General features: G+C 60.1%; 20 protein-coding genes and 3 pseudogenes. 12 read left to right on the forward strand and 11 right to left on the reverse strand.

Annotation, left to right across the window (positions count from 1 at the left end; translation table 11 throughout):
• The first annotated feature begins 188 nt into the window (after positions 1-188).
• Entirely contained in the window at positions 189-509 is a 321-nt protein-coding gene (locus WGT02_RS15240; RefSeq protein ID WP_024317064.1) for an antibiotic biosynthesis monooxygenase, read from the forward strand.
• Positions 510-523: 14 nt separating this feature from the next.
• Here WGT02_RS15240 and WGT02_RS15245 read toward each other — a convergent pair whose 3' ends face one another.
• The 3 genes from WGT02_RS15245 to WGT02_RS15255 all read right to left on the reverse strand — a co-directional run bounded on the left by WGT02_RS15245 (position 524) and on the right by WGT02_RS15255 (position 4,378).
• Positions 524-1,927, reverse strand: a complete 1,404-nt coding sequence (locus tag WGT02_RS15245) for an MATE family efflux transporter (RefSeq protein ID WP_024317065.1) — start codon at positions 1,925-1,927, stop codon at positions 524-526.
• 141 nt (positions 1,928-2,068) lie between these two features.
• Positions 2,069-3,316: a TCR/Tet family MFS transporter gene (locus tag WGT02_RS15250; protein WP_024317066.1), complete on the reverse strand. Its 1,248-nt coding sequence runs from the start codon at positions 3,314-3,316 to the stop codon at positions 2,069-2,071.
• A 156-nt stretch (positions 3,317-3,472) separates the two neighbouring features.
• On the reverse strand, positions 3,473-4,378 hold the full coding sequence (locus WGT02_RS15255; protein ID WP_024317067.1) for a LysR family transcriptional regulator: 906 nt from the start codon (positions 4,376-4,378) through the stop codon (positions 3,473-3,475).
• Positions 4,379-4,487: 109 nt separating this feature from the next.
• Here WGT02_RS15255 and WGT02_RS15260 point away from each other — a divergent pair, with 109 nt between their 5' ends.
• Positions 4,488-5,483 carry an aldo/keto reductase gene (locus tag WGT02_RS15260; RefSeq protein ID WP_024317068.1) on the forward strand — a complete coding sequence of 332 codons (996 nt, stop codon included), beginning with the start codon at positions 4,488-4,490 and terminating at the stop codon, positions 5,481-5,483.
• Positions 5,484-5,525: 42 nt separating this feature from the next.
• Here the strand turns inward: WGT02_RS15260 and WGT02_RS15265 are convergent, their stop codons facing one another.
• Together WGT02_RS15265 and WGT02_RS15270 are read right to left on the reverse strand one after the other, a co-directional pair.
• On the reverse strand, positions 5,526-6,443 hold the full coding sequence (locus tag WGT02_RS15265) for a neutral zinc metallopeptidase (RefSeq protein WP_208250032.1): 918 nt from the start codon (positions 6,441-6,443) through the stop codon (positions 5,526-5,528).
• A gap of 144 nt (positions 6,444-6,587) precedes the next feature.
• Positions 6,588-7,625, reverse strand: a complete 1,038-nt coding sequence (locus tag WGT02_RS15270) for a phosphatase PAP2 family protein (protein ID WP_225039697.1) — start codon at positions 7,623-7,625, stop codon at positions 6,588-6,590.
• Between the two features lie 308 nt (positions 7,626-7,933).
• Between WGT02_RS15270 and WGT02_RS15275 the strand changes: the two are divergent.
• From WGT02_RS15275 to WGT02_RS15295, 5 genes and pseudogenes are all read left to right on the forward strand, one after another.
• Positions 7,934-8,973 (forward strand): annotated as a pseudogene (locus WGT02_RS15275) (zinc-dependent alcohol dehydrogenase family protein).
• 169 nt (positions 8,974-9,142) lie between these two features.
• Positions 9,143-12,628, forward strand: a complete 3,486-nt coding sequence (gene carB / locus WGT02_RS15280; RefSeq protein WP_024317072.1) for a carbamoyl-phosphate synthase large subunit — start codon at positions 9,143-9,145, stop codon at positions 12,626-12,628.
• Between the two features lie 70 nt (positions 12,629-12,698).
• Positions 12,699-13,913: a DUF2235 domain-containing protein gene (locus WGT02_RS15285; RefSeq protein WP_208250029.1), complete on the forward strand. Its 1,215-nt coding sequence runs from the start codon at positions 12,699-12,701 to the stop codon at positions 13,911-13,913.
• A 245-nt stretch (positions 13,914-14,158) separates the two neighbouring features.
• Complete coding sequence (greA, locus tag WGT02_RS15290) at positions 14,159-14,635, forward strand: transcription elongation factor GreA (protein ID WP_024317073.1); 477 nt, start codon at positions 14,159-14,161, stop codon at positions 14,633-14,635.
• Between the two features lie 31 nt (positions 14,636-14,666).
• Positions 14,667-15,716: a glycosyltransferase family 4 protein gene (locus WGT02_RS15295; RefSeq protein ID WP_024317074.1), complete on the forward strand. Its 1,050-nt coding sequence runs from the start codon at positions 14,667-14,669 to the stop codon at positions 15,714-15,716.
• A gap of 8 nt (positions 15,717-15,724) precedes the next feature.
• On the opposite strand, the gene WGT02_RS15300 is transcribed toward WGT02_RS15295, so the two are convergent.
• The 4 genes from WGT02_RS15300 to WGT02_RS15315 form a co-directional block, all read right to left on the reverse strand.
• Complete coding sequence (locus WGT02_RS15300) at positions 15,725-16,747, reverse strand: glycosyltransferase (RefSeq protein ID WP_024317075.1); 1,023 nt, start codon at positions 16,745-16,747, stop codon at positions 15,725-15,727.
• Positions 16,744-17,775: a glycosyltransferase gene (locus WGT02_RS15305; protein ID WP_024317076.1), complete on the reverse strand. Its 1,032-nt coding sequence runs from the start codon at positions 17,773-17,775 to the stop codon at positions 16,744-16,746. Before WGT02_RS15305 ends, WGT02_RS15300 begins: the two co-directional genes overlap by 4 nt.
• A 12-nt stretch (positions 17,776-17,787) precedes the next feature.
• Complete coding sequence (locus WGT02_RS15310; protein ID WP_024317077.1) at positions 17,788-18,597, reverse strand: glycosyltransferase family 2 protein; 810 nt, start codon at positions 18,595-18,597, stop codon at positions 17,788-17,790.
• 105 nt (positions 18,598-18,702) lie between these two features.
• Positions 18,703-19,170, reverse strand: coding sequence for an Lrp/AsnC family transcriptional regulator (locus tag WGT02_RS15315; protein ID WP_024317078.1), 468 nt, complete (start codon positions 19,168-19,170; stop codon positions 18,703-18,705).
• Positions 19,171-19,405: 235 nt separating this feature from the next.
• Between WGT02_RS15315 and trxB the strand changes: the two genes are divergently transcribed.
• The 4 genes and pseudogenes from trxB to WGT02_RS15335 all read left to right on the forward strand — a co-directional run.
• Positions 19,406-20,380 carry a thioredoxin-disulfide reductase gene (gene trxB, locus WGT02_RS15320; protein WP_024317079.1) on the forward strand — a complete coding sequence of 325 codons (975 nt, stop codon included), beginning with the start codon at positions 19,406-19,408 and terminating at the stop codon, positions 20,378-20,380.
• 23 nt (positions 20,381-20,403) lie between these two features.
• Positions 20,404-21,300, forward strand: coding sequence for a LysR family transcriptional regulator VtlR (locus WGT02_RS15325; protein ID WP_007534166.1), 897 nt, complete (start codon positions 20,404-20,406; stop codon positions 21,298-21,300).
• 540 nt (positions 21,301-21,840) lie between these two features.
• Complete coding sequence (locus WGT02_RS15330; RefSeq protein ID WP_208250028.1) at positions 21,841-22,134, forward strand: helix-turn-helix transcriptional regulator; 294 nt, start codon at positions 21,841-21,843, stop codon at positions 22,132-22,134.
• A gap of 225 nt (positions 22,135-22,359) precedes the next feature.
• A pseudogene (locus WGT02_RS15335) lies at positions 22,360-22,827 on the forward strand (alkene reductase); the annotation flags it as partial.
• A gap of 102 nt (positions 22,828-22,929) precedes the next feature.
• Here the strand turns inward: WGT02_RS15335 and istB are convergent.
• Both istB and istA read right to left on the reverse strand, forming a co-directional pair.
• The gene (gene istB, locus WGT02_RS15340) at positions 22,930-23,769 is read right to left on the reverse strand and encodes an IS21-like element helper ATPase IstB (protein ID WP_208245483.1); all 840 of its coding nucleotides are present in this window, start codon (positions 23,767-23,769) and stop codon (positions 22,930-22,932) included.
• On the reverse strand, positions 23,766-25,250 hold the full coding sequence (istA, locus tag WGT02_RS15345; RefSeq protein ID WP_208244988.1) for an IS21 family transposase: 1,485 nt from the start codon (positions 25,248-25,250) through the stop codon (positions 23,766-23,768). The genes istB and istA overlap by 4 nt, the downstream gene beginning before the upstream one ends.
• A 213-nt stretch (positions 25,251-25,463) precedes the next feature.
• Here istA and WGT02_RS15350 point away from each other — a divergent pair.
• Positions 25,464-26,165 (forward strand): annotated as a pseudogene (locus WGT02_RS15350) (alkene reductase); the annotation flags it as partial.
• Positions 26,166-26,193: the final 28 nt, after the last annotated feature.

Raw genomic sequence — 26,193 nt, forward strand, 5'->3', positions numbered from 1 at the left:
TTTAGCGGCGGCAAACTGGCTTGGGGGGTGAGAGGAAGCGCGCGCGCGCGCGCCCCGAGCCCAGCGACCGTCCATTCGCTCAGTTGAAAGCCGGCTCTCGCGCGGGTTTTTCGTTTCCGGCCTGTTGACCTCAACTTAACTTGAGGAATTACACCCGCCTTTGTGACATCGAAGCAAAGGAGATGAGGATGAACGGAGCGTTTTACCGGATCGACAAGTTTGCTGTTCCGGAGGCAGCGCGCGAGGAGTTCCTGATGAACGTGCTGAAGACGCACGAGGTCTTGCAGGTGCAAGAAGGCTTCATCAGCCATCAGGTGCTGGAACAGGTTTCAGGACCCGGCGAATTCAACTTCGTGACGATCGCCCAATGGGAAAGTGCGGAGGTGATCGACCGGGTAAAGGCCGTGGTGCAGGCCGCCCATCGTGCCCGAAACTTCGATCCGCAAGCACTGTTCGAACGGCTCGGCATTCGCGCCGACCTTGCCAATTACAAACCGATCGCGGCTTGATCTGAATTGGCCGGCTAGACGCCGGCCATGTCCTTCTCGCGGCGCACAAGCAGGTAGAAGCGTCCGCACAGCATCACGGCTGCCGCCGCCAGTCCGACGAGGAAGCCGAACCAGATGCCGATGCCGCCGAAGCCAAGCGGGAACGCAAAGGCCCAGGCAAGGAAGAAGCCGATCGGCCAATAGGCAATCAGCGCCATGATCATCGGCACGCGCGCATCCTTCAGGCCGCGCAGCAGCCCGTTGGCGATTACCTGCAGGCCATCGACCAGCTGGAAGAGCCCTGCCACAACGATCAGCGGCCCGGCATAGGCAAGCACCTGCGGCGCCTCTGGCAGGGTGGTATCGAGGAACCAGCTTCCCAGGAACTCGGGAACGACAGCAAACAAGATGCCACCGGCACCCGCGATCAGGCAGGCGATGACGACGACTGCGATCGAGGCTCGAACAACCGCGGTGTAGTCGCCTTGCCCGTGCGCCACGCCAACCCGAACGGTCGCCGCCTGCGACAAACCGAGCGGGATCATGAAGGCGATCGAAGCCCATTGCAGCGCGATGCCGTGAGCGGCGAGCTCGATTGTCCCGATATGCCCCATCAGCAGTGACGCCACGGTAAAGAGGCTCACTTCAGCCAAGATCGTTATGCTGATCGGAAGACCAAGGCGCACGACCTCCCAAAACGCCTTCCAGTCGGGACGCCAGAACCGCACGAAAATCTCGTAGCGCCGCGTCTCCTGCCTGCTTTGCACATAGGCAACGATAAACAGGAAGCCGGCAACCTGCACGACGACCGAAACGATCGCGGCTCCCTCCAGCCCCATTGCCGGAAAACCGAAATGCCCGAGCACCAGCGCATAGGCGAAGAAGGCATTGAGCACCAGCATCGCGATCGTCACGTTGAGAACGACCGCCGCTCTTCCGATCGCACTGACGAGGGCGCGCATGACGTTGTAGAGCAGGCCGGGCAGCACGCCGAACTGACCGATCAGGATGTAGCCATGCGCCAGTGCCGCCACTTCGGGCTTCTGCCCGGCGGCCAGCAGGATCCGCTCGGAGTTGAAGAACGCCGGCAGCATGATCACCCAATAGGCCAGCACGACCCAAAGACCCATGCGCAGTGACCGGCGCACGCTGACGACGTCACCCTTGCCGTATGCCTGCGCAACCATCGGGATGACCGCGATCGCAAAACCCGAGCCGAAGACGAGGATGGTGAACAGGAACTGCGCCGAAAGCACCATGGCGGCCAGATTCTCGGCGCCGAGGCGGCCGACGATCATCACGTCGGTCGTATTGATGCCGAGCTGGGCCAACTGCGCGCCGATCAGCGGGATTCCGAGCGCCAGCGTGGCGCGAAAATGCGCAGCCCAACGGTTATCGGTTTTCGGCGCAAGCTTGCGCGCGTCGATCGGCGTGTCCATGACACTGTTCCTGTAATTCAATCGGCAAGGCCGCAAGTTGCGGCGAAATATCAAGACGCCTTAGATCAAACCCCGGCAAAGAACCACTCAAAACGATGCAAATGATGAAAAATTCATCATCGCATCACGAATTCTAATGGCTCACTGCGCCGGCTGCTCGACGATGTCTGCGGCCTTAACCGTGCGCACCTTTGTCAAGAATACCATGGCCGCGATCAGGATGATGATGGCCGACAGCAGATACGGCGCTCCGGCAAAGCGCACCGGCGCCTCGGGCTTCGTGAAGTAGCCGAACAGCTGCGTGAAGATCAGCGGCCCGATGATCGTGGTGATGCTGCTGAGGCTTGTGAGCGCCCCCTGCAGCTCGCCTTGCGCCGACGGCGGCACTTTGCCGGCTGCTATGCTTCGCAGCGGCGGATCGGCGACATTTTCCATCACCGTCAGCACGATCACCGTGTAGACCATCCAGCCCTCCCAGGCGAAGGCGTAGCCCGTCAGTCCGACGACGGAAAAGGACAGGCCAAGGACGGCAGTCTTCCACTCGCCAAGCACCGGCACGATTTTCGGCAAGATGACACCCATGACGAAGGCTGCTCCGATGCCATAGATGCCGAGCGACAGGCCGATTTGCCCCTCGCTCCAGCCATAGCGATAGGTCGACACGAACGACCAGACCGCCGGATAGACGGCATGCGCCAGCCAGAAGAGGAACATGACCGCACAGATCGGCCCGATACCGGGATAGGCGCGCATCTGCTTCAGCGCGCCAAGCGGATTGGCTCGCTTCCATTCAAACGTCCGACGATGCCTTGCCTCCAACGTCTCGGGAAGCATGAAGTAGGCGGCAACGAAATTCACGAACGAAAGAGCCGCAGCCCCGAGAAACGGCACCCGGGGGCCGAACTCGCCGAGGAAGCCGCCGATGACAGGACCGATCGTGAAACCGACACCGAACGCAATGCCGATCAGGCCGAAGTTCTTGGCGCGATTCTCATCAGTACTGATATCGGCGATGTAGGCCGAGCAGGTCGCAAAGCTACCGCCGCTCAAGCCAGCAAGCGCACGACCGATGAAGAGCATCCAGAAGCTCGTCGCCACCGCGCAGATGAAGTTGTCGATCGCAAAGGTCAGCACCGATAAAAGCAGGATGGGTCGCCGCCCGAAGCGGTCGCTGAGATTGCCGAGGAACGGTGCGAACAGGAACTGCATGACCGCATAGACGACAAGCAGCCAGCCGCCGTCGAGCGCAGCGTCGCTCACCGATCCCCCGGTCAATTGCTCGAGATAGGCGGGAAGTACCGGCATAATGATCGCAATCCCGATCACGTCGAGAAACAGGATCATGAAGACGAGGAAGAGGCCGCGACGAACGAATTTCGGATCGAGCATCAGACATCTCTACAGCAGGTTGTTTTCTGAAAAGACGATCTCGTCCCCGGTCTTGTTACATAGCTCACGTACATGAGCGAAACAATCCGTGAACATTTCAAATCTTTTGATAGGCGCACGACTTATGTTGATGAGGAACGGGAACAAACGCAGATTCTAACCGGCTTTGCGCTGCTCAGCCTTGACGAAATCGACGAAAGCCCGAAGTGCAGGCGGCATATGCTTGCGGCTCGCGTAGTAGAGAAACGGGCCGGAGAACTCCGTTACCCATTCTTCGAGGATCGGCACCAGTGCCCCTGTCTCCATGGCTGGCAACAAGACCTCCTCGAAGGTCCGGATAACGCCGAGCCCGGCGACCGCAGCCGAAACCTCCATATCGATCGCGTTGGCAATGACCGGCCCCTTCGGCGTGATCATCAGCGTCTCCTCGCCCCGCTCGAATTCCCAAGGCAATGAAGCGCCACTGAGGAAGCGATGCCTGATGCAATCATGCGCGAGCAGATCACGCGGGTGACGAGGAACGCCACGCTGCTCCAGATAGTCAGGTGCGGCCGCCGTGACATATCTTTGCCTGCGAGGCCCGATCGGCACCGCGATCATGTCGCGCTCCAACCGCTCGTCATAGCGGATGCCGGCGTCGTAGCCGGCAGCGAGCACGTCGACGAACGTGTCCTCGCCGACGATCTCGAGTGAGATCTGCGGATAGCGCTTCAAGAACCGGTTGGCGAGATCGGGCAGAAACAGCCGCGCGGCGATCGTCGGGACGTTGAGGCGGAGCGTCCCGCTGGGGCCATCGCGGAAGGTATCGAGTTGCTGAAGCGCCAGGGAGACCTCTCCCAGAGCAGGCGTAAGACGTTCCAACAGCCGCTCCCCCGCCTCCGTCGGCGTGACGCTACGGGTCGTCCGGTTGAACAGGCGAACGCCGACGCGCTCCTCCAGGCGCCGCAGCGAGTCGCTGAGCGAAGAAGCGGAGACACCGCGTTTGCGGGCCGCCGCGCGAAAACTGCGCTCCCTTGCAATGGCGGTGAAGGCATCCAGATCATTGAGGGGAAGGTCTTCCATTGTGCATTTTCCCGTACAGCCCGTTCGCATTCACATGGATTATCGCACGAAGCGCGGCGCGATAAAACCGCTCCGAAGTATCAACACAGGCATGACGAAGGAGAACGAAATGGAGACGCATCGTTTGGGGAAAACTGGCCCCACGGTATCGGCCATCGGCCTCGGCTGCATGGGCATGTCCGGCATGTATGGGCCATCCGACCGCGGCGAAAGCATTGCGACGATCCATGCCGCACTCAACGTCGGCATCAATCTGCTCGATACCGGCGACTTCTATGGCATGGGCCATAATGAAATGCTGATCGGCGAGGCGCTGAAGGGCGGCAAGCGGGACGATGTTGTCATCAGCGTCAAATTCGGCGCGCTGCGCGATCCAGCCGGCAACTGGAGCGGCTACGACTCCCGTCCGGTGGCAATCAAGAACTTCCTCGCCTATACACTGAAGCGTCTCGACGTCGACTACATCGATATCTATCGCCCTGCCCGCCTGGATCCCAGCGTTCCGATTGAAGAAACGGTGGGCGCGATCGGTGACATGATCAAGGCCGGATACATCCGCCATGTCGGGCTGTCCGAAGTCGGCGCGGACACCATTCGTCGGGCGGCAAGCACCCATCCGATCTGCGACCTGCAGATCGAGTATTCGCTGATATCGCGCGGCATTGAGGACCAGATCCTGCCGACCTGCCGCGAGCTCGGAATTTCCATCACCGCTTACGGCGTTCTCTCCCGCGGCCTGATCAGCGGACATTGGCAAAAAGGGCAAGGAAGCAGCGCCGGCGATTTCCGCGGCATGAGCCCGCGTTTTCAGGACGGCAATGTCGATCAGAACCTCGCGCTCGTCGAGGAATTGCGCAAGATCGCGGACGCAAAGCGGGTATCGGTCGCTCAGATCGCCATCGCCTGGGTGGCAGCCCAGGGCGACGACATCGTGCCTCTTGTCGGGGCGCGCCGGCGCGACCGCCTGACCGAAGCGCTCGGTTCGCGCGCCGTGCAATTGTCGGCCGAGGAAATGGCGGCCATCGAGCGGGCCGTTCCGAGGGATGCTGCAGCGGGCACCCGCTATCCCGACGCCCAGCTCAAACATATGGACAGTGAAAGATGATGATGATCAGCCTCTCCTCTGAGGAGAGGCTGTGTCTGTGTTTCAGATCGGCCCTGAGAACGTATCGCAGGCGGACAACTGCCCGCTGTCGAAGCCGCGCTTGAACCATCGGGCCCGCTGCTCCGAGGTGCCGTGGTTGAAGCTTTCCGGCACCACGTAGCCCTGGCTGCGCTTCTGCAGCGTGTCATCGCCGATCTGCTGGGCTGCGTTCAACGCCTCCTCCAGATCGCCGGCTTCGAGAATGCCCTTCTGCTCGGTGAACTTGCCCCAGATACCGGCAAAGCAATCGGCCTGCAGTTCGACGCGAACCGACACCTTGTTGGCGTCCGCCTCGCTCATCCGCTGACGCGCCTGATTGAACTTCGGCAGGATGCCGAGCAGGTTCTGAACGTGATGGCCGACCTCATGTGCAACCACATAGGCTTCGGCAAAATCGCCGGAGGCGCCGAATTGGCGGCTGAGCTGGTTGAAGAAGGCCGTGTCGAGATAGACCTTGTGGTCGCTCGGGCAGTAGAACGGCCCGGTCGCGGCCGAGGCAAAGCCGCAGGCAGATTGCGTCTGTGCGGAGAAGAGAACGAGGCGAGGCTCCTCGTACTGACGGCCCTGGGACTGGAAGATCCCGTTCCAGGTATCCTCCGTCTCGGCAAGGACGGTTCGCACGAATGCGGTCATTTCGTCATTGGCGGGCGTCTGGCTTCCCGATTCGCTCTGCTCGTAGCCCGGTCCACCTGTTGTCATGCCGCCATCCATGATCTGCAGCAGGTCGATGCCCATGGCCTTGAGGACAAGGTAGATGACGACGAGGAAGATGATGGTGCCGATGCTCAAGCCACCGCCGCGCCGGCCCATGCCGCCGCCGGACGGAAAGCTGAAGCCTCCTCCTCTGCCCAATCCGCCCATGGAAGGGTCGCTACGGCGATCCTCGATGTTGTCGGACTGACGCCGGCCTTTCCATTCCATGACGGTTCCCCCAGGCTAAACCTTCGGTCGCTACAGGCTCATATATATCTCGCCGATCGGGAAATTCCAGCTACCCGAGAAGGCGTGTTTGAGCGGAGGCTAACGGCGCAAGCAGCCTTCGGGATTTGCGTCCGGCCGGGGCAATCAGACGGTTACGACGGCATCCTTTGGAGCCTCGGCGGCTGATCCTGATTCGCGATCAAGCAGCTTTTTAAGAGTAAAATGGCCGAGCCCAACGACAAGCAACGACGCGTAGCCATCAATGGCGTAGTGCCAGCCGAGATAGACGGAGCTCGCTATCACGAACGCCGTGTAACAAAAGGCGATGATACCCAGCCTGCGTGAGACCTCTGCGGCGAAGAATGCATTCAAGGCGATCAGCCCCACATGGACGCTGGGAAACGCCGAGATGCCCGAGCCGAGCCCGGATGTCCCGTGCTCGTGAAGCGACCATAGATAACGCTGAAACATGCTCGCGGTCGTCGGACTATCAGGCGAGTTGAGAACCGTCAGCAGCTCCGCAAAGCGCTGCCCGTCGCCGGTTACCGCGCCATAAAAGACAGGCCCGGCCGATATGAAGATGCCGGCAAGAATATTTCCGCAGACCACCCAGACGAGCATGAACATGCTGATATAGCGGACGCGTATCGACGCCGCTCGCGGCGAGGTTGCCACGTAGAAGAGCGTTGCGAAGCAGACCAGGAACCACAATACGCTGTAGTTCCAATCGACGATCTTGACGATGGCGTCGTGGCCGGCGATCGAGAGCAGCCCCCTCCAGGGATCGGGCCCGAACGACAGCAGGGCATCGAGGTTTGCGAGCGGTTGATCGTAGATGAAGCCGCCGCGAATGATCGGCAGCAGGTTCTTGATCGATGTGAACGTGCCCTGAAAAATCATCAGCGCCATCATCAGCGCCATGCCCGAGAAGAGATGGGCCAAACGCTGAGGCGAAAATGCTCTTCGCGCAGCCAGCGATCGTTTCTGATCAAAGCGAAGCAAAATCCATGCGTAGTCAAAAATGGCGGCCATAAGTGGCATGAAAAACAGGAACAGGTAGGTCCATTGGTTGAAGTATAGGCCGAAAGACATCATCTCGGCGTGGCCATCGGCGATCAGCAACACGACGCCAATCACGAAATAGACTGCTACGGCGAGATAAAGCCAAACGTCCGCCGTCATCCGGACCTTGAGGTGCGATAGCAACTCCAAAGTCCACGCTCTCAGGCTCGCAAGCCTTTTATCACGCTGAGATACTGTCAATTCAAGCGCGCCCCTGCAAGCAAACCGCCCGCCTGGTTTGCAATGATAAATAGAAGCACCCAATTTGTTAATTTTCACGAACTGGCACTGCTAGAAGGCCGGCCTGACCATATTTTCCAATTGCGAGGCAAAGAAGCACTGACCGAGCGCAGCGCGCGCAACCGCTTGACGAGACATCGCCATTCAGGCCTCCTTGCGCGACGAAGTCAAAGGAGGAGAGACAAACGATGAAGGCGGTGCGGCTCGAAGCGACGGGAAAGCTGGCACTGCGCGAGGTAGAGCGTTGCGAGCCGGGAGTTGGCGAATTGCTGGTTCGCGTGGAGGCCTGCGGCATTTGCGGCACCGACCGCCATCTGTTCCTCGGAGAGTTTCCTTCCAAGCCACCCGTTACGCTTGGCCACGAATTTGCCGGCATCATCGAAAAGGTGGGCGAGGGTGTGAGCGGCTTTCGCAAAGGCATGCGCGTCACCGGCGATCCGAACATCGCCTGCGGTCGCTCCCGCAATGCCAGCGCGGCCGCGTCAATCTGTGCCATAACCTGCAGGCGATCGGCATCCATCGCGACGGCGGTTTTGCCGAATATGTCTGCATTCCGCAGCAGCAGGCCTTCGAACTGCCTTCGGCACTGGATCCTCTCCACGGCGCCTTTTGCGAGCCTCTCGCCTGCTGCATCCACGGCGTCGATCTTGCCGAAATCCGGACCGGCGCCTCGGTCGTCGTCCTCGGCGGCGGCGTGATCGGCTTGCTCATCGTGCAGTTGGCCCGGCTGGCGGGAGCAACCAAGGTTGTCCTCGTCACCCGCAGCGAGGAGAAGCGGACGCTCGCCGAGAGGCTGGGCGCCACTGCGAGTGCGGATCCTTCGACAGGCGATATCGTGGCACGCTCGACTGCGGCAGACGGTTTGCTGCCCGGCGGCGCCGACATCGTCATCGAATGCGCCGGTGTTGCCGAAACAATCGAGCAGGCGCCCCGCCTTGCACGGCGCGGCGGCACCGTCGTGATCCTCGGGGTCATGCCCCAGGGCATGAAGATTGCGGTCGAACCCTTCGACCTCCTCTTCCGCGAGATCAAGCTGGTGAACTCGTTCCTCAACCCGTTCACGCACCGGCGCGCGGCCGATCTCATCGCATCGGGGACCATCAAGGTCGCGCCGCTTGTCTCCCGCCGGATCGGCTTCAATGACGCGGTTGAAGCAATCTCCAGTCCCGCCCGCCGGGGTGAGATCCGAGCCCTTGTCGTACCGGGTGTCGTACCGGGTATCGACTAGGCTTCTGTCGTTCGGCCAATTCCTGTCGATTCCGCAATTTATGGGGTTCCGTTTACAAATACATTTGCCTATAAGCCGCTTCTAGCCTGAAAAGACCATCACATGCGCGACCCGGCCGGTGCCTCCCACCCTGGCCGGCTTTCTGCGCAGCTAGGAAACGGAAAAAGCCATGCCGAAGCGCCAAGATATCAAATCGATCCTCATCATCGGCGCGGGACCGATCGTCATTGGCCAGGCTTGCGAATTCGACTACTCCGGCACCCAGGCGTGCAAGGCGCTGAAGGAGGAAGGCTACCGCGTCATCCTCGTCAATTCCAACCCGGCAACGATCATGACCGACCCTGGTCTTGCCGACGCCACCTACGTCGAGCCGATCACGCCCGAAGTCGTCGCAAAGATCATCGCCAAGGAACGTCCGGACGCGCTGCTGCCGACCATGGGCGGTCAGACGGCACTCAACACCGCCCTTTCGCTGAAGCGCATGGGTGTTCTTGACCGCTACAATGTCGAGATGATCGGCGCGAAGCCCGCTGCAATCGATATGGCCGAAGACCGCGCCCTCTTCCGAGAGGCAATGGATCGCATCGGCCTGGAAACCCCGCGCTCCATGCTGGCAAACGCCACCGACATCAAGGATGCCGATCGCAAGACGCATGAAGCCGAGCGCAACAAGCTGAAGGAGAGCCTCTCCGGCTCCGACCTCGACAAGGCGCTCGACGAGCTGGAAAACCAGTGGAACCTCGGCGAGACCGACCGCAAGCAGCGCTACATCAGCCACGCCATGGCGATCGCTGCGCAGGCGATCGACGCCGTCGGTCTGCCTGCCATCATTCGCCCGTCCTTCACCATGGGCGGCACCGGCGGCGGCATTGCCTACAACCGCTCGGAATTCTTCGAGATCATCGGCGGCGGGCTGGATGCGTCGCCCACCACCGAAGTTCTGATCGAGGAATCGGTTCTCGGCTGGAAGGAATATGAAATGGAGGTCGTCCGCGACAAGGCGGACAACTGCATCATCATCTGCTCCATCGAGAACATCGACCCAATGGGCGTCCACACCGGCGACTCGATCACCGTCGCCCCGGCGCTGACGCTGACCGACAAAGAATATCAGATGATGCGCAACGCCTCGATCGCGGTCCTGCGCGAGATCGGCGTCGAGACCGGCGGCTCGAACGTTCAGTTCGCCGTCAACCCGAAGGACGGCCGCCTCGTCGTTATCGAGATGAACCCGCGTGTTTCGCGCTCCTCGGCCCTCGCCTCCAAGGCGACCGGCTTCCCTATCGCCAAGGTCGCCGCCAAGCTCGCGATCGGCTATACGCTGGACGAACTGGAAAACGACATCACCGGCGGCGCGACGCCGGCCTCCTTCGAGCCGTCGATCGACTACGTCGTCACCAAGATCCCGCGCTTTGCCTTCGAAAAGTTCCCGGGCGCCTCGCCGGTGCTCACCACCGCGATGAAGTCCGTTGGCGAGGTCATGGCGATCGGCCGCACCTTCGCGGAATCGCTGCAGAAGGCGCTCCGCGGTCTCGAAACGGGCCTGACTGGCCTCGACGAGATCGAAATTCCGGATGTCGAGGAAGGTGAATCCAGCCAGAACGCCATCCGCGCCGCCATTGGCACACCAACGCCGGATCGCCTGCGCATGGTCGCCCAGGCGCTGCGTCAAGGGATGAGCCCTGAAGAAGTTCACGAAGGCTGCAAGATCGACCCGTGGTTCATCGCCCAGTTCAAGGCGATCGTCGACATGGAAGCCCGCATCCGCGAGCACGGCCTGCCAACTGACGCAACCAACCTGCGCGCGCTCAAGGCGATGGGTTTCTCCGACGCCCGCCTGGCAACGCTGTCCGGCAAGCGCCCGAAGGAAGTGGCTGAGCTGCGCAACAGGCTGAACGTCCGACCGGTCTTCAAGCGCATCGACACCTGCGCCGCCGAATTCGCCTCGCCGACCGCCTACATGTACTCGACCTACGAAACCCCGTTCGTCGGCGTTGCCCGCTCTGAAGCTGACGTTTCCAACCGCAAGAAGGTCGTCATCCTTGGCGGCGGTCCAAACCGTATCGGCCAGGGCATCGAATTCGACTATTGCTGCTGCCACGCCGCCTTCGCCTTGAGGGATGCCGGCTATGAAGCGATCATGATCAACTGCAACCCGGAAACGGTCTCGACTGACTACGATACCTCCGATCGCCTCTATTTCGAGCCGCTGACGGCCGAGGATGTCATCGAGATCCTGCGTGGAGAGCAGGAAAAGGGCGAAGTCGTTGGCGTCATCGTCCAGTTCGGCGGCCAGACCCCGTTGAAGCTTGCCGAAGCCCTCGAAAAGAACGGCATTCCGATCCTCGGTACGGCACCCGACATGATCGACCTCGCCGAAGACCGCGACCGCTTCCAGAAGCTGTTGATGAAGCTCGATCTCAACCAGCCGAACAACGGCATCGCCTACTCCGTCGAGCAGGCCCGCCTCGTCGCCACCGAAATCGGCTTCCCGCTGGTCGTGCGCCCGTCCTACGTTCTCGGCGGCCGCGCCATGCAGATCATCCACTCGGAATCGATGCTGCAGACCTACCTGCTCGACACGGTTCCGGAACTGGTGCCTGAGGACATCAAGCAGCGCTATCCGAACGACAAGACGGGCCAGATCAACACACTTCTCGGCAAGAACCCGCTGCTGTTCGACAGCTACCTCAGCAACGCCATCGAAGTCGACGTCGACTGCCTCTGCGACGGGACAGACGCTTATGTCGCCGGCATCATGGAGCATATTGAGGAAGCCGGCATTCACTCCGGCGACTCGGCCTGCTCGCTGCCGCCGCGCACCCTGTCGAACGAGATGGTCGACGAGCTCGAGCGCCAGGCGAAGGCCATGGCCAAGGCGCTTAACGTCGTCGGCCTGATGAACGTGCAGTTCGCCATCAAGGACGGCACCGTCTACGTTCTCGAAGTGAACCCGCGCGCCTCGCGCACGGTACCCTTCGTCGCCAAGACCATCGGTGCGCCGATCGCCAAGATCGCGGCGCGCGCCATGGCTGGCGAAAAGCTCGATGCGACGTTTGCCGCCTACGGCGAAAAGCCCGATCCGCGCAACCTCAAGCACATTGCCGTCAAGGAGGCCGTATTCCCCTTCGCCCGCTTCCCCGGTGTCGACACCCTGCTCGGTCCGGAAATGCGCTCGACCGGCGAAGTCATTGGCCTCGATACGGATTTCGCGCTGGCCTTCGCCAAGTCGCAGCTCGGCGCCGGCGTCGAACTGCCGCGTGAAGGCACCGTCTTCGTTTCGGTCCGCGACGAGGACAAGCCGCGCGTTCTGCCGGCCATCGGCGTTCTCGTCGGCGAAGGCTTCAAGGTCCTGGCAACCGGCGGCACGCAACGCTTCCTGGCTGAAAACGGCATCGAGTCGACGAAAATCAACAAGGTCCTGGAAGGACGTCCGCACATCGAAGATGCCATCCGCAACCGCCAGGTTCAGCTCGTGATCAACACGACCGACGGCAACAAGGCGATCTCCGACTCGAAATCGCTGCGCCGCGCAACGCTGATGCAGAAGGTACCCTACTACACGACGATGGCCGGCGCCGAGGCAGCCGCCCAGGCGATCAAGGCGCTGCGCGCCGGCAACCTCGAAGTCCGTCCGCTGCAGAGCTATTTCTGAGCCAAACGACCTGAAGTTGCCGTCCGATCGCTCGGATGCTACCGTTGCGGCGGTAGCTCCGGAGTGGTTCATGGCAAAGAACCTCGTCATTCTGTTTGACGGCACGTCGAACGAGATTTCGGCTGACCGGACGAATGTCCTCAGACTATTCGGCACCCTGAAACGCTCGGATGAGCAGATCGTGTATTACGATCCGGGCATCGGCACGTTCGGCGCGACCAATGCCTGGTCGAGACTGCTTCGCAAATCCTACGAGATTTTCGGGCTCGCGACCGGCTGGGGTCTCGATCAGAACGTCAAGGAAGCCTATCGCTTCCTGGTGGAGAACTACGATCGCGGTCCGCCCGATGCCGACGGGCGACATCCCGATCGCGACCGTATCTATATCTTCGGCTTCAGCCGCGGTGCCTATTCGGCCCGCGTCCTGGCAGGCTTCATCCATGCCTTTGGCTTGACAAGCCGATATCATCTCAATCTGCTCGACTATGCCTATAGGACCTACAAGGGGATTCCCGCGCAGGAAGAGCAGCTTGGCGGTGCCCCAGAAGATGGCGGCGAGGATGCGCCGTCGGCCTTCGCTGCCATGCGTCTCTATGAGCGCACGCTCAGAAATGACCGTCCGCCGATCAAGCTGCTCGGCCTCTTCGACACGGTGGCGTCGGTGATCGAGGCCGGCAAATGGCATCCGCAATTCAAGACCCACCCTTTCACCCGCAAAAATCCGAGCGTCGAATGGGTGCGCCACGCCGTCGCGATCGATGAACGGCGAACGATGTTCCGGCCGGTTCTCTGGGAGCCGGATCAGGAATATTGGGGTCGCCCGTTCCGCCCAAAGATGCCGGTCAGGCAGAACGTCAAGGAAGTGTGGTTTGCCGGCGTGCACGGCGATGTCGGCGGCGGCTATCCGGAAGCGCAGAGCGGAGCCGTCAAGATCCCCCTCGCCTGGATGATCGAGGAAACGAACCCCGCCGGGCTCCTCTATCGCACCCGCACTGTCAACGACATCGTGCTTGCAAAGAGCGGGAAGAAATACGCGCCGTTGGACCCCATGGCTCCCCTCCACAGTTCCATGACCGCCGGCTGGAAAATCCTGGAATACATCCCCCGGCGCGTGCCGGAAAATTCCTGGCGCAAGCGCGGCAGTCGCAATGGCATTTATGTTCCCTTGAGCGACCGGCGCTTCATTGCGGACGATGCGCTGATCCATATTTCGGTCAAGGAGCGGAAGGATGCGTGTTCCTATGATCCACCGAACCTGCCCGCAAACCCTCATTTCGTTCCCTAGCGGCTTGATCCATGTCCTGCGATCAAGCAGTCAAACCCTTGATCCGGCTCTTGCCTTCGTTATGACGGCGGCATGCAAAGACGCATCGCGTCGTAGCCGTGAATACGAATTTTATGGAAATCGCCGGTGCCGATCTGCTATAAGCCGTGTAACTAGGATTGTTGCACGGTTCCGAAGTTCGCCTTCGGGACCTGTTTTCTTTTGTGTCTGCGGCAAAGCAGACGCAGGGAGTGAAGGACAGAGAAATGGTTGATAAGGTACCGATGACACAGGGTGGTTTCGTCAAGCTGCAGGAAGAGCTGCGCTGGCGTCAGCAGGAAGAGCGCCCGCGAATCATCGAAGCGATCGCAGAGGCGCGCGCGCACGGCGACCTTTCCGAAAACGCCGAATACCACGCCGCAAAGGAAGCGCAGAGCCACAACGAAGGCCGCATCAGCGAACTTGAAGACCTCACCGCACGCGCCGAGGTTATTGACCTGTCCAAGATGTCTGGCGACAAGATCAAGTTTGGCGCCAAGGTGAAGCTCGTCGACGAGGACACCGACGAAGAGAAGACCTATCAGATCGTCGGCGACCAGGAAGCCGATGTTAAGGCCGGCCGTATCTCCATCTCCTCTCCGATCGCGCGTGCGCTGATCGGCAAGGAAGTCGGCGACTCCATCGAGGTCAATGCACCCGGCGGCGCCAAGGCTTACGAAGTTCTTTCCATTTCCTGGGGCTGATGAACCCGTGGAAGGTCGCGGCCAACCGGCTATCATCAATGTCAGTGACGTCGAGATTATTGCGCCGAACTTCAAGAAACGGCTCTCAGGCGTCACCTCCACCATCATTCAGTTGATCCCGGTCCAGCGCGCTCTCGGCGAGAAGATTGCGGCTCTGGGACCGGGTCTTCCGGCATCTTTGCCGCACATTCGCTTTCGCGACCTGCCGAAGCTTTGGCGCGCGCCCCGCAGCCGGCCCTTCCGCATATGGCACGCCCGCCGCAACATCGAGATGCTTCCAGCCATCCTGATGCGCGATGTCCTGCGCATGCCCTTGAAGATCGTCTTCACCTCGGCCTCTCAGCGACGCCATACCGGCTGGACGAAATGGCTGATCTCGAAAATGGACGCCGTGATCGCAACCAGCGGCAAGACGGCCGATTATCTGGAGGTGCCGAACACCGTCGTTCTGCATGGAATAGACACGACCCGTTTTTCCCCGAGCGACGACAAGGCAGGAGCCAGGCGAGGCCTTGGTCTCGACGCGACGAAGAAAATCGCCGGCTGCTTCGGCCGCGTTCGCCATCAGAAGGGAACGGACCTTTTCGTCGACAGCATGATCCGCCTGCTGCCGACCCGACCGGACTGGATCGCTATTCTTGCCGGACGTGCAACCACGCAGCACGTCGAGTTCGAGAAGCAACTGAAGGCGCGCGTCGCTGCCGCCGGCTTGACCGATCGCATTCTCTTCGTCGGCGAACACACCAATATCAATGACTGGTATCGGATGCTCGACCTCTTCGTCGCTCCGCAACGCTGGGAAGGTTTTGGTCTGACGCCGCTCGAAGCCATGGCAACCGCTGTCCCCGTGGTCGCCACTGACGTCGGTGCGTTTCCGGAACTGCTGTCAACCGGCGCCAACGAAACCGGCGTCATTGTCCCGCGCGATAATCCGGACGCAATGGCTCAAGCTGCGGGCCTTTTCATGGACGACGACAGCCGCCGGCAACGGGCATCGGCCCGGGCGCGGGTCCATGCGATGAACGCCTTCAGCATCGAAGGGGAAGCCCAGAAAATCGGTGCCGTCTATCGATCGCTTTGAGCGACGCCTCAAGGTTTGCGGGTGAAGAGCTCGAGGTAGGCGTTGGCAACCACGTCTTCAGAGAACTGCTTCATCAGCGTCTCGCGTCCGCCTGCAGCAAGCTTTGCGGCCAGGTTCGGGTCGTTGATCACCCGTTCGATGGCGTGCGAAAAACCATCGGTATCTCCGATTTCGGCAAGAAGCCCATTGTCGCCATCCCGCATGAACCACGACGGTCCTTCGGAACGGCTGGAAACGACGGGCTTGCCCTGCGCCCAAGCCTCCAGAATGACATTGCCAAGCGGTTCGTGGTTTGACGGCATGACAAAGATATCTGCCGCCGCCACGAAAGGTCGCGTATCCTTCTGCCAGCCGAGAAATCGCACGCGGTCCGTCACGTCGAGATCCGCCGCTATCTTCTTGACATTGTCCAGCTCCTCGCCTTCTCCGGCGAGCCACAAATAGACGCCCGGAAGCTTCGCAACCGCCGCCGTCAGCAGCGCAAACTCCTTGCGTGGCACGAAACGGCCCATCGACATCACAACAGGCGCATCCGCTGGTGTGCCGAATGCAGCACGGTCGATCGGGGCAACCTGTTTTGCACTCGTGAAGTTCGAAATCACCTCGACTCCTCGCGTCCATCCCAGCTTGCGCACGTGCTCGGCGATGCCGGGCGTGTTGCAGACAAGAATGTCGGAGTTCTTGAAGTATCTGAGATTGGTCGGGTAATCCCCAAGCCGGGAGATCTTGATGCAACCTTTGTAGTTCGGCATCAACTCGCTCGCGCGAGGTGCCCAGGCCATGATTGCATCCGGCCGAACCCATCGCGCATTGAGAGCAACTCTCAGCGGCAGCAAAACCCGATCCAGGGAGAGATTGCGGAAGTTGCTTTCGGAGATCCTGACCGAGGCCGGCATATCCTTGCGCCAGATCCGACCGGGTCGGATGACGGCGCTCTGCTCGACATTGCGCCGAGCCAGGGCATTGACAAGGTGAACGAAGAACCGCTCGGCCCCCCCATCCTTGCCAAAGTGGAAGTGCATCACCCTCACGGTTCACTCTTCCCGGTTTCAAACAAGCGGATGTAGGCTTGCGTGATGGCCTCCTCGGAAAACCGGTTCGTGAGCGTGTCTTGGCCACCTTCGATCAAGGCAGCACGCAAGGCCGGCTGATCGCGAAGGCGCGCCATTGCATTCGCGAGCCCCTCGACGTCGCCGCAATCGACCATCAACGCATCCTTGCCATCGGTCATCACCCAGCTCGGTCCCTCGGCACGAGAGGAGATGGTGGGTTTCCCCGCCCCCCAGCCCTCGAGGCACACATTGCCGAGTGGCTCGTGAAGCGACGTAACGGTGAAGACATCGGCGGACGCGAGATAGGCATAGGCATTGGTCTGCCAACCGGCAAACCGTACGCGGTCGCGCAGGCCGAGCTCATCGGTGAGTTTTTCAAGGTTCTCGCGTTCGGGCCCATCGCCCAGCAACCACAGGTATGCGCCCTGGGTTCTCGCAATCGCCTTGATCAGGACATCAAAGCCCTTCCGCTTTACGAAGCGTCCCATGCCGATCACAACGAACGCGCCTGCGGGCGTCTGTAGCGCCTCCCTGGCGATTGGCTCGCTCGGGACCGAACGCGTAAAATTGGCGATCACCTCGACGCCACGCGTCCAGCCGAGTTCCCGCACACGCTTGGCGATATCAGGCGTGATACAGACGAGCGTTTCAGAATTGCGGTAATAGTCGAGGTGTTCCGGATAGTCTCCGAGCCGCGAAATGCGTCTGGCGTTCTTGTATCGCGGCATGAAGCGGCTCGCGCGCAATTGCCAGGACATGATCACGTCGGGCTGAAAATCGTTCAAAATGGCGCGCATGCGCGCCGACAAGACAAACCGGGAGAGCGAAATACGCCGGAACGTACCCTCATAGACCTCACCGCACTTTTCTATGTCCTTGCGCCAGCTGCGATCGGGGCGAATGAGCGCACGCTGCTCGATACCGCGGTCGTGGAGGGCATTGACCAAGTTGACAAAGAAGCGCTCTGCTCCGCCCTCCTTGCCGAAATGAATATGCATCACTTTCATTGCGATCGGACCTCAGTGCCTTCCTGCGTCGTCAAAGCTCGGGTGCCGCTCTGCGACCTGCCGTTGGTACAGCTTCGCCTGGGTGAGAAAGGCGTACACGGCGCCGGTCATTGCCTCGATAAAGCCCGACGGCCCGCAGCGCCATAGCCCGTTGTGGAAATACAGACGCAGGAAATAGAGCGGCGGGCTGCAAATCAGTTTGGCGAAGGTTGTCCCCTCGCCCAAGGCAAAGTGCTGATCGGCCTTCAGGGTCGAATACTTATTCTCTTTCAGGATTTGCTCATCGATGATCAGTGGCCGATAGTGAAGGAGACTCCCGGACTTCGCATCCCCGACACGCCCGGTCGGCACGATACCTTCGTGAACGGTTTGCGTGAGATCATACGCACCTCTGCCTTTGCGGATGAGCCGCAGGTTCTTTCGCTCGTGCACATGCTCGGGCGTGTAGCCGTAGCCGATCAGATAGGGGCGACGCGCCACCCGCCAGCCGACAATATCGTCGGGAGCGGCAACCAGCTCCGGTAAAAGCTTCCGCAGCGGCGCATCGAGCCGCTCATCGGAATCAATATTCAAGCGCCAGGGCTGGGTACACTGATCGAGCGCGAATTGCTTCTGCCCCGCATAACCGCGCCACGTCTCGTGAAACAGCCGGATCGGCCAGCCCTTGTCGATATAGGATTGAAGCAGAGCGACCGTGCCGTCCGTCGAACCGGAGTCGACAACCACGATTTCCGCACATTTATCGAGACTTTCGATGCAATTGCCGAGATACGTCTCTTCGTTCTGGCAAATGATGAACGCGGAAATGGGCAATTTGGTCATAGAATAATCTTCGCATCTTCATCCGCAGCGGACGGCCCGGCAAAACGCCTCTAATAAGGCATAAGCCGTTCCATTCATAGAGCTTCGCTTCCAGCTCTTTGCCGCTCAGACTTCGACCAGGCCCGCGCGCTTGACCTGTCGGATCGTCAGCATCGTGCGCACGGTATCGACGTGCTCGTTGGCCGTCAGCACCTCGATCACGAAGTCCTGGAACCGCGTCAGGTTCTCAGCAACGCAATGCAGCAGGAAGTCGCTGTCGCCGGACACCATCCAGGCCTGTCGCACCAGCGGCCACTGGCCCGTTGCGGCGGCAAAGGCCTTGAGGTTGGCCTCCGACTGATGCTTCAGACCAACCATGCAAAAGGCGACCAGATCGAAGCCCAGCTTCGGACTGTTCAGCATCGCGTGATAGCCTTCGATAACGCCGGTCTCTTCGAGCTTACGCACGCGGCGAAGGCATGGCGGCGCCGAAATGCCGACGCGGTCGGCCAGCTCGACATTGGTCATGCGGCCGTCGGCCTGTAGCTCACGCAGTATCTTTATATCGATGGCATCGAGTTCGGCGCGAAGCACAATCCTGCCCTTCCTTTAATTCATGCTCGCCAGCTTCTATATAAAGCGACGGAATTCGCAAGAAAGTTTCACCTCGGCGATGGATTGTTGCACGCCGCGCCGAGAAAGCCCTGTTGGTAACGCAAGGCTGCCCTTGAATAAAAGCACTGGACGTTCATAAATGGCGGATGGATCGCGAAACGGCCTCATTCGCCTCTTAGCCGCCGCCCTCCCGACAGTCGAAAAGGAAATACCCATGTCCGCCCGCCACACCAAGGTGCTCATTATCGGCTCCGGCCCTGCCGGCTACACGGCTGCCGTCTATGCAGCACGTGCAATGCTGAAGCCCGTGCTGATCGCCGGGATGGAGCAAGGCGGACAGCTGATGATTACGACTGACGTGGAGAATTATCCAGGTTTTGCCGATCCTATCCAAGGACCGTGGCTGATGGACCAGATGCTGCAGCAGGCAAAACATGTCGGCGCAGAGATCGTCAATGACATCGTCACCGAAGTCGAGATGAACCAGCGCCCGTTCGTGGCGCGCACCGATAGCGGCCAGGTCTGGACTGCTGACACGCTGATCATCGCAACCGGTGCCAAAGCGAAGTGGCTGGGTATCGAAAGCGAGCAGCATTTCCAGGGCTTCGGCGTCTCGGCCTGCGCGACCTGCGACGGCTTCTTCTACCGGAACAAGGATGTCATCGTCGTCGGCGGTGGCAACAGCGCCGTCGAGGAAGCGCTCTACCTTTCCAACATCGCGAAGTCGGTGACGGTCGTGCACCGCCGCGACATCTTCCGTTCGGAAAAGATCCTGCAGGAACGTCTGTTCTCGAAGGAAAACATCAAAGTGCTTTGGAACACCGAAGTGGCCGAAATTACCGGCACGCCGGCCAAGCCGCCGATGCCGCCGTCGGTTACCGGCGCCCGCCTGCGTAACACACGCACCGGTGCGATCACCGAGGTTGCCGTCGACGGCGTCTTCGTTGCGATCGGCCACGCGCCGGCCACCGAGCTTTTCAAGGGCAAGCTGAAGCTGAAGGACAATGGCTACCTCTGGACCGCGCCTGACTCGACGGCAACCAGCCTCGAAGGCGTTTATGCCGCTGGTGACGTGACCGACGATACCTTCCGCCAGGCGATTACCGCCGCCGGTCTGGGATGCATGGCAGCTCTCGAAGCCGAACGATATCTGACGGGCCATATGCCCGTCGCGGTTGCCGCGGAGTAGGATCGGCTATGAGGGGTGGGGGAATGCCATTGGATTGGGACAAGCTGCGTATCTTTCACGCAGCTGCCGAAGCGGGTTCGTTCACGCATGCGGCGGATAAACTGCATCTGTCCCAGTCCGCGATCAGCCGCCAGGTCAGCGCGCTCGAGCAGGACGTCGGCACCAAGCTTTTCCACCGCCATGCGCGCGGTCTGATCCTGACGGAACAGGGCGAACTGCTCTATCGCACCGCTCACGATGTGCTGCTGAAGCTCGAAACGGTGAAGATGCAGCTGACCGAGACGACGGAAACGCCGACCGGAAAGCTGCGCGTGACCACGACGGTCGGCCTCGGTCAAGGCTGGCTGACGGACAAGATCCAGGAGTTCATGCAACTCTATCCGGATGTCCAGATTCAGCTGATCCTCGACAACGAGGAAGTGGATGTGAACATGCGTTATGCCGATTGCGCCATCCGCCTGCGCCAGCCGGTGCAATCGGACCTGATCCAGCGCAAGCTGTTCACCGTTCATATGCACGTCTATGCGGCCCCCTCGTACATCAACCGGCACGGCGAGCCGCAGACGGTCGAAGATCTCGACAACCATCGCATCATTACGTTCGGTGAGCCCGCGCCGAGCTACCTGCTCGATGTCAACTGGCTGGAAGTCGCGGGACGATCGTCCGACAACAAGCGCATCCCGCATCTGCAGATCAACAGCCAGACCTCGATCAAGCGCGCGTGCCTGCTCGGGATGGGCATCGCCTGCATGCCCGACTACATCGTCGGCCGCGACCCTGGCCTCATCCAGCTGCCGATCAACGCCGACGTGCCGTCGTTCGATACCTACTTCTGCTATCCCGACGAAATGAAGAATGCCGCGAAGCTGAAGGCTTTCCGCGACTTCATTGTCAGCAAGGCGCGCAACTGGAACTTCTAGTTGCTTCGTTCGGAAATACAAGCCGTGCAATATACGCATGTCTGGCATGCATAAAACGGGGTTGCCGTTTGCTCATTAAAACACCATATCGCACATAGCTGATGCACATGGTGGCTTTTCCTCCCAGTTCCACCGCATTGGCTGTTCCCCTCTGGAGGTTTTGACCTTCACACCTATAAGGGCCCCGATCTTTCGGTGGCCCTTTTTTTTGCCCGATTTTTTCGCAGTGCAGCAGAAAATTGTGCAGCGCATAGCAGGCATGCGCAAACATGCATTGAAATCTGCCTCCCAAAGCATCATATCCCAATCAGTTGATGCATTTCGTGGTTTCTCTCCCAGTGCCACCGCGTCAGCTGTTCCCCTCTGGAGGTTTATTGACCTTCACACCTTTAAAGGGCCCCGATCTTTCGGTGGCCCTCTTTTTTTGCCCAAAATTTAGCCAGGCCGGGAAATGCAACACTTCACGCCGTCGTGACTTGCATATCGAAAACGAGCAATCCATATATCGCCTATAAACGATTTATAATTCGAAGAACGGCGATGGAAAAAGACGAAATCCTGAAGGCGATCGCCCATCCGACACGGATGGAAATCCTGAACTGGCTGAAGAACCCCGAAAAGCACTTTTCCTCGCAGGAGCACCCGCTTGAGATGGGCATATGCGCCAGCCAGTTCGAGCGCTGCGGCCTATCGCAATCGACCGTCTCAGCGCATCTGGGGACCTTGAGCCGGGCCGGCCTCGTGACGACAAGACGCGTCGGCCAATGGATCTTCTACACGCGCAACGAGGAGACCATCGCGGCTTTCCTCAATCAACTCTCGAAGGATCTGTAGGATGCCGGTCGCCTCTGCGCTGCCCTGCCTGAGCGCCTGCGTTCGGCATGATGAGCGCCAAGCGACTGGCGGACGACTTTCTAACACGGGCTCAGATGCAACGCGCACCGCTTGCGGCTGCCGCCGTTGATCGGCGCATCGCAACAGCCCTCACCCGTCCCTTTGCCGAATGGCAGGCGCGTCCGCCTCGGCCGAGTGATCTTCCCGCAGCAAGAAAGGACTCCCATGAGCAAGCTTTTCGAACCGACAAAGGTTGGCGACATTACCCTCAAGAACCATATCGTGATGGCGCCACTCACGCGCAACCGCTCACCGGGGGCCATTCCGAACGACCTCAACGTCGAATACTACCGCCAGCGCTCAGGGGCTGGGCTGATCGTCACCGAAGCAACGGCCATTACGCATCAGGGCCAGGGCTACGCAGATGTTCCCGGCCTCTACTCCAAGGAAGCGATCGACGGCTGGAAGCGAGTGACCGATGCCGTGCATGCGGCAGGCAGCAAGATTGTTGTTCAGATGTGGCATGTCGGCCGTATCTCGCACACGACGCTGCAGCCGAACGGTGGCAAGCCGGTCTCTTCGACGAATACGGCTGCAAAATCCAAGACCTATCTCGTCAACCCGGACGGTACAGGAAGCTTCGTACCGACGTCTGAGCCGCGCGCCCTTGAAACATCGGAAATCCCGGGTATAGCGCGGCGATCTGGATGAGAGGCGCGCGACAATCTGGATGAGAATCCCGTGTGTCGCTGGCTGGGTGAGTTTATCTGTTTGATTGACGCTCGCAAGCGTCATTCATTGGTCTGATTGACGCTCCGCGACAATCTCGTTTGTGTTGTTGATTGTCGCGTAGGAGGACGGTCTTCCACGTTGGCGTTTTGCCTCCATGGCAGAGCGACGCCTGTAACTTTCGACGTTCATCTCGAAGATCGTTGCGTGATGAACAAGCCGGTCCACCGCGGCGAGCGTCATCGCCGGATCCGGGAATACACGGTTCCATTCTCCAAACGGCTGGTTTGCCGTAATCAGCATGGATTTACGCTCGTATCGCGCGGAGATCAGTTCAAACAGAACGCTTGTTTCGGCCTGATCCTTGGTGACGTAAGCAAGATCATCGAGAATGAGCAGATCGAATCTTTCGAGCTTGTTGATCGCGGATTCCAGTTGAAGTTCGCGGCGAGCGACCTGAAGCTTTTGAACAAGTTCCGTCGTGCGCGTGAAGAGAACCCGCCAACCATTTTCGACAAGTGCCAGCCCGATGGCGGCCGCCAAATGACTCTTGCCTCCGCCTGGTGGGCCGAACATCAGGACATTAGCGCCCTTAGCGATCCATGCGTCGCCAGCGGTGATCGCCATGACCTGGGCTTTCGAGATCATTGGCACGGCATCGAAGTCGAAGCTGTCAATGGTCTTGCCGGGCGGCAGTCTTGCCTCAGCGAGATGACGTTCAATCCTGCGCCGGTCTCGTTCCGAGAGCTCGTGCTCGGCGATGGCCGCAAGGAAGCGCGCTGCTGGCCAGCCTTCCTTGTCGGCCTGTTCAGCAAATTGCGGCCACAGAACTTTGATCGCTGGCAGGCGGAGTTCATTGAGCAGCAGGGAAAGGCGTGCGGCGTCGACGGAGCTGCTATTCTTCATGCTGCATCTCCCATCTCGTTCGATGCGAGCAGAACTTCGTAGCTGGAAAGAGGAGCCAGTTGGACGACGACACCGGGTATCGCGGCCGGATCGGGAGCGAACAGTGCGTTCAGGCGCTGCATGTTCGGCAGTTTACCGGCGTCGAGACTGAGCTGAAGTTGGTCGGCGAGTTCAGCCTCGCAGCCGCGGTCATGCGCAAGTGCGAGGAGCTCGACCATCAACTTACACGCCTGCTTCTCTGGCATCCGTTCAATCAAGAGGTCGAAGGTCTGCCGATACGATTGCCGTGGAAAGAGCTGATCGCGATAAACAAGGCCGAGCAGAGCCATGGGTTTGCGGCGCAGCGAATGAATGACATGCCGATAGTCGACGATCTGACTATGCTTGCCACTGGAGTGAGCGCGCCCTCGGGGCAGTGTCATCAATGGTGTTCCGCCGACAAACAGATCAAGGCGATCGTCGAAAAGGCGAATGCGCAGCGTGTGTCCGATCAGTCGGGAAGGAACTGTGTAGAAGACTTTACGCAGTGTGAAGCCCCCGGTGCGCGCGACACGCAGAACGATCTCCTCGAAATCGGTCGTTCGTCTTTCGGGCAAACGTTGCAGATGCGTTCGTTCCACATCGGTTCGCTTGCCCTTCAGCGCATTGCGACGGCCGATAATCTCATCGATGAAGCTGCGATAGCTGTCGAGGTCGTCGAAATCATTTGAACCTCGCATCAAGAGTGCGTCTTTAATCGCACTCTTGAGATGGCCATGGGAGCTTTCGATCGAGCCGTTCTCATGGGCGATACCCTTGTTGTTGCGCGTCGGCGTCATCAGGTAGTGCTCGCAGAGCTGCTCGTAGCGTTGCGTCAAATCCCGCTTTGCGTCGTTGTCGAGATTGCGGAAAGCAGCAGAGAGGCTATCCGTTCGGTGGTTCAATGGTGCCCCACCCACCGACCACAAAGCATTCTGCAAACCTTCCGCCAGGGCGACAAAGCTCTCTCCGCCCAAGATGACGTGCGCATGCTCAAAGCCGGACCAGACAAGACGAAAGTGATAAAGAAGATGATCAAGCGGCGCAGCGGCGACGCGAACGCCAATGCTGCCCATATCGGTGAAGTCGGATAGTCCAAGCCTGCCTGGCTCATGAACCTGCCGAAAGATAACCTCCTGTTCTTGGCCATGTATTGACCGCCATGCACTGATCCGCCTCTCCAGAGTCCGCCGAATTCCCTGTCCGAGTTCCGGATGACGCCGCAGCATCTCCTCGTAGAGGGCCACAGATCGAATACCTGGCGAGGACTTCAGGATCGGCACAACTTCGGCGTCGAAGATGTCGACGAGTGGATCGGGACGCCGCCGTTCACGGGCCGGCTTCTTTTGGGATGGTAGCCTGGCATCGCTATCAAGGCGGTAGGCTGTGGCAACGCTTATGGAGGATTTGGCGGCCGCAACAGTGACCGAATGCGTCTGACGCAACTTCATAAAAAGCCTCATTTGATGATCGTTTACATGGCGACCCGGCAATCGGTGCTCCTCTCAGGAATACACCTCGATACTGGGCCGGCCGCGATACACAAACGAGCCGAAAAATCTCGCCATCAGCGCTGCTGGAACTCCGGTCGGGCTACGCCCTCCCTACGTTCCAGCAGCGCTGACAGATTCTCATCTTGATTGACGCGCATTCTCATCCTGATTGTCGCGCCGCACCCGGGCATCGTTGAAGACTATCGCAAGGCAGCGCGCGCCGCGATCGAAGCCGGCTTCGACGGCGTCGAGATCCACGCCGCAAACGGTTATCTGATCGACCAGTTCCTGCGCTCCGGCATCAACGACCGCACGGATCAGTACGGTGGCTCCGCCGAAAACCGCGCACGTTTCCTCTTTGAGGTCGTCGATGCGATCACCGCCGAGATCGGCGCTCGCCGCACCGGCATCCGCATTTCACCTGTGACGCCGGCAAACGACTCCTCCGACCCGCATGCACAGTCCATCTTCACCTACGTGGTCGAAGGCCTGGCAAAGTATGACCTCACCTACATCCACATCGTCGAGGGCGCGACCGGAGGTGATCGCGACTATCAGCAAGGCGACAAGCCCTTCGACTACAAGGCGCTCCGCAACGCCTACGAAAAGGCTGGTGGCAAGGCGAGCTGGATGGTCAACAACGGCTATGACCGCGACATGGCGATCGACGCTGTAGAGAGCGGCCGCGCCGACCTCGTCGCGTTCGGCAAACCGTTCATCTCCAATCCCGACCTCGTCGCGTTCGGCAAACCGTTCATCTCCAATCCCGACCTCGTCCAGCGCCTCAAGGACAACGTGTCCCTCGCCGGGTTCGACCAGGCAACGCTTTATGGTGGCGGTGCCACGGGATATGTAGACTATCCAACGCAAGTGAAGGCTGCCTGAGCCCGCAAACGCCAACGGACATCCCGCC

Source organism: Rhizobium sp. T1470, assembly GCF_042140505.1.
In the GTDB taxonomy this organism is placed as follows: Bacteria; Pseudomonadota; Alphaproteobacteria; order Rhizobiales; family Rhizobiaceae; genus Rhizobium; species Rhizobium favelukesii.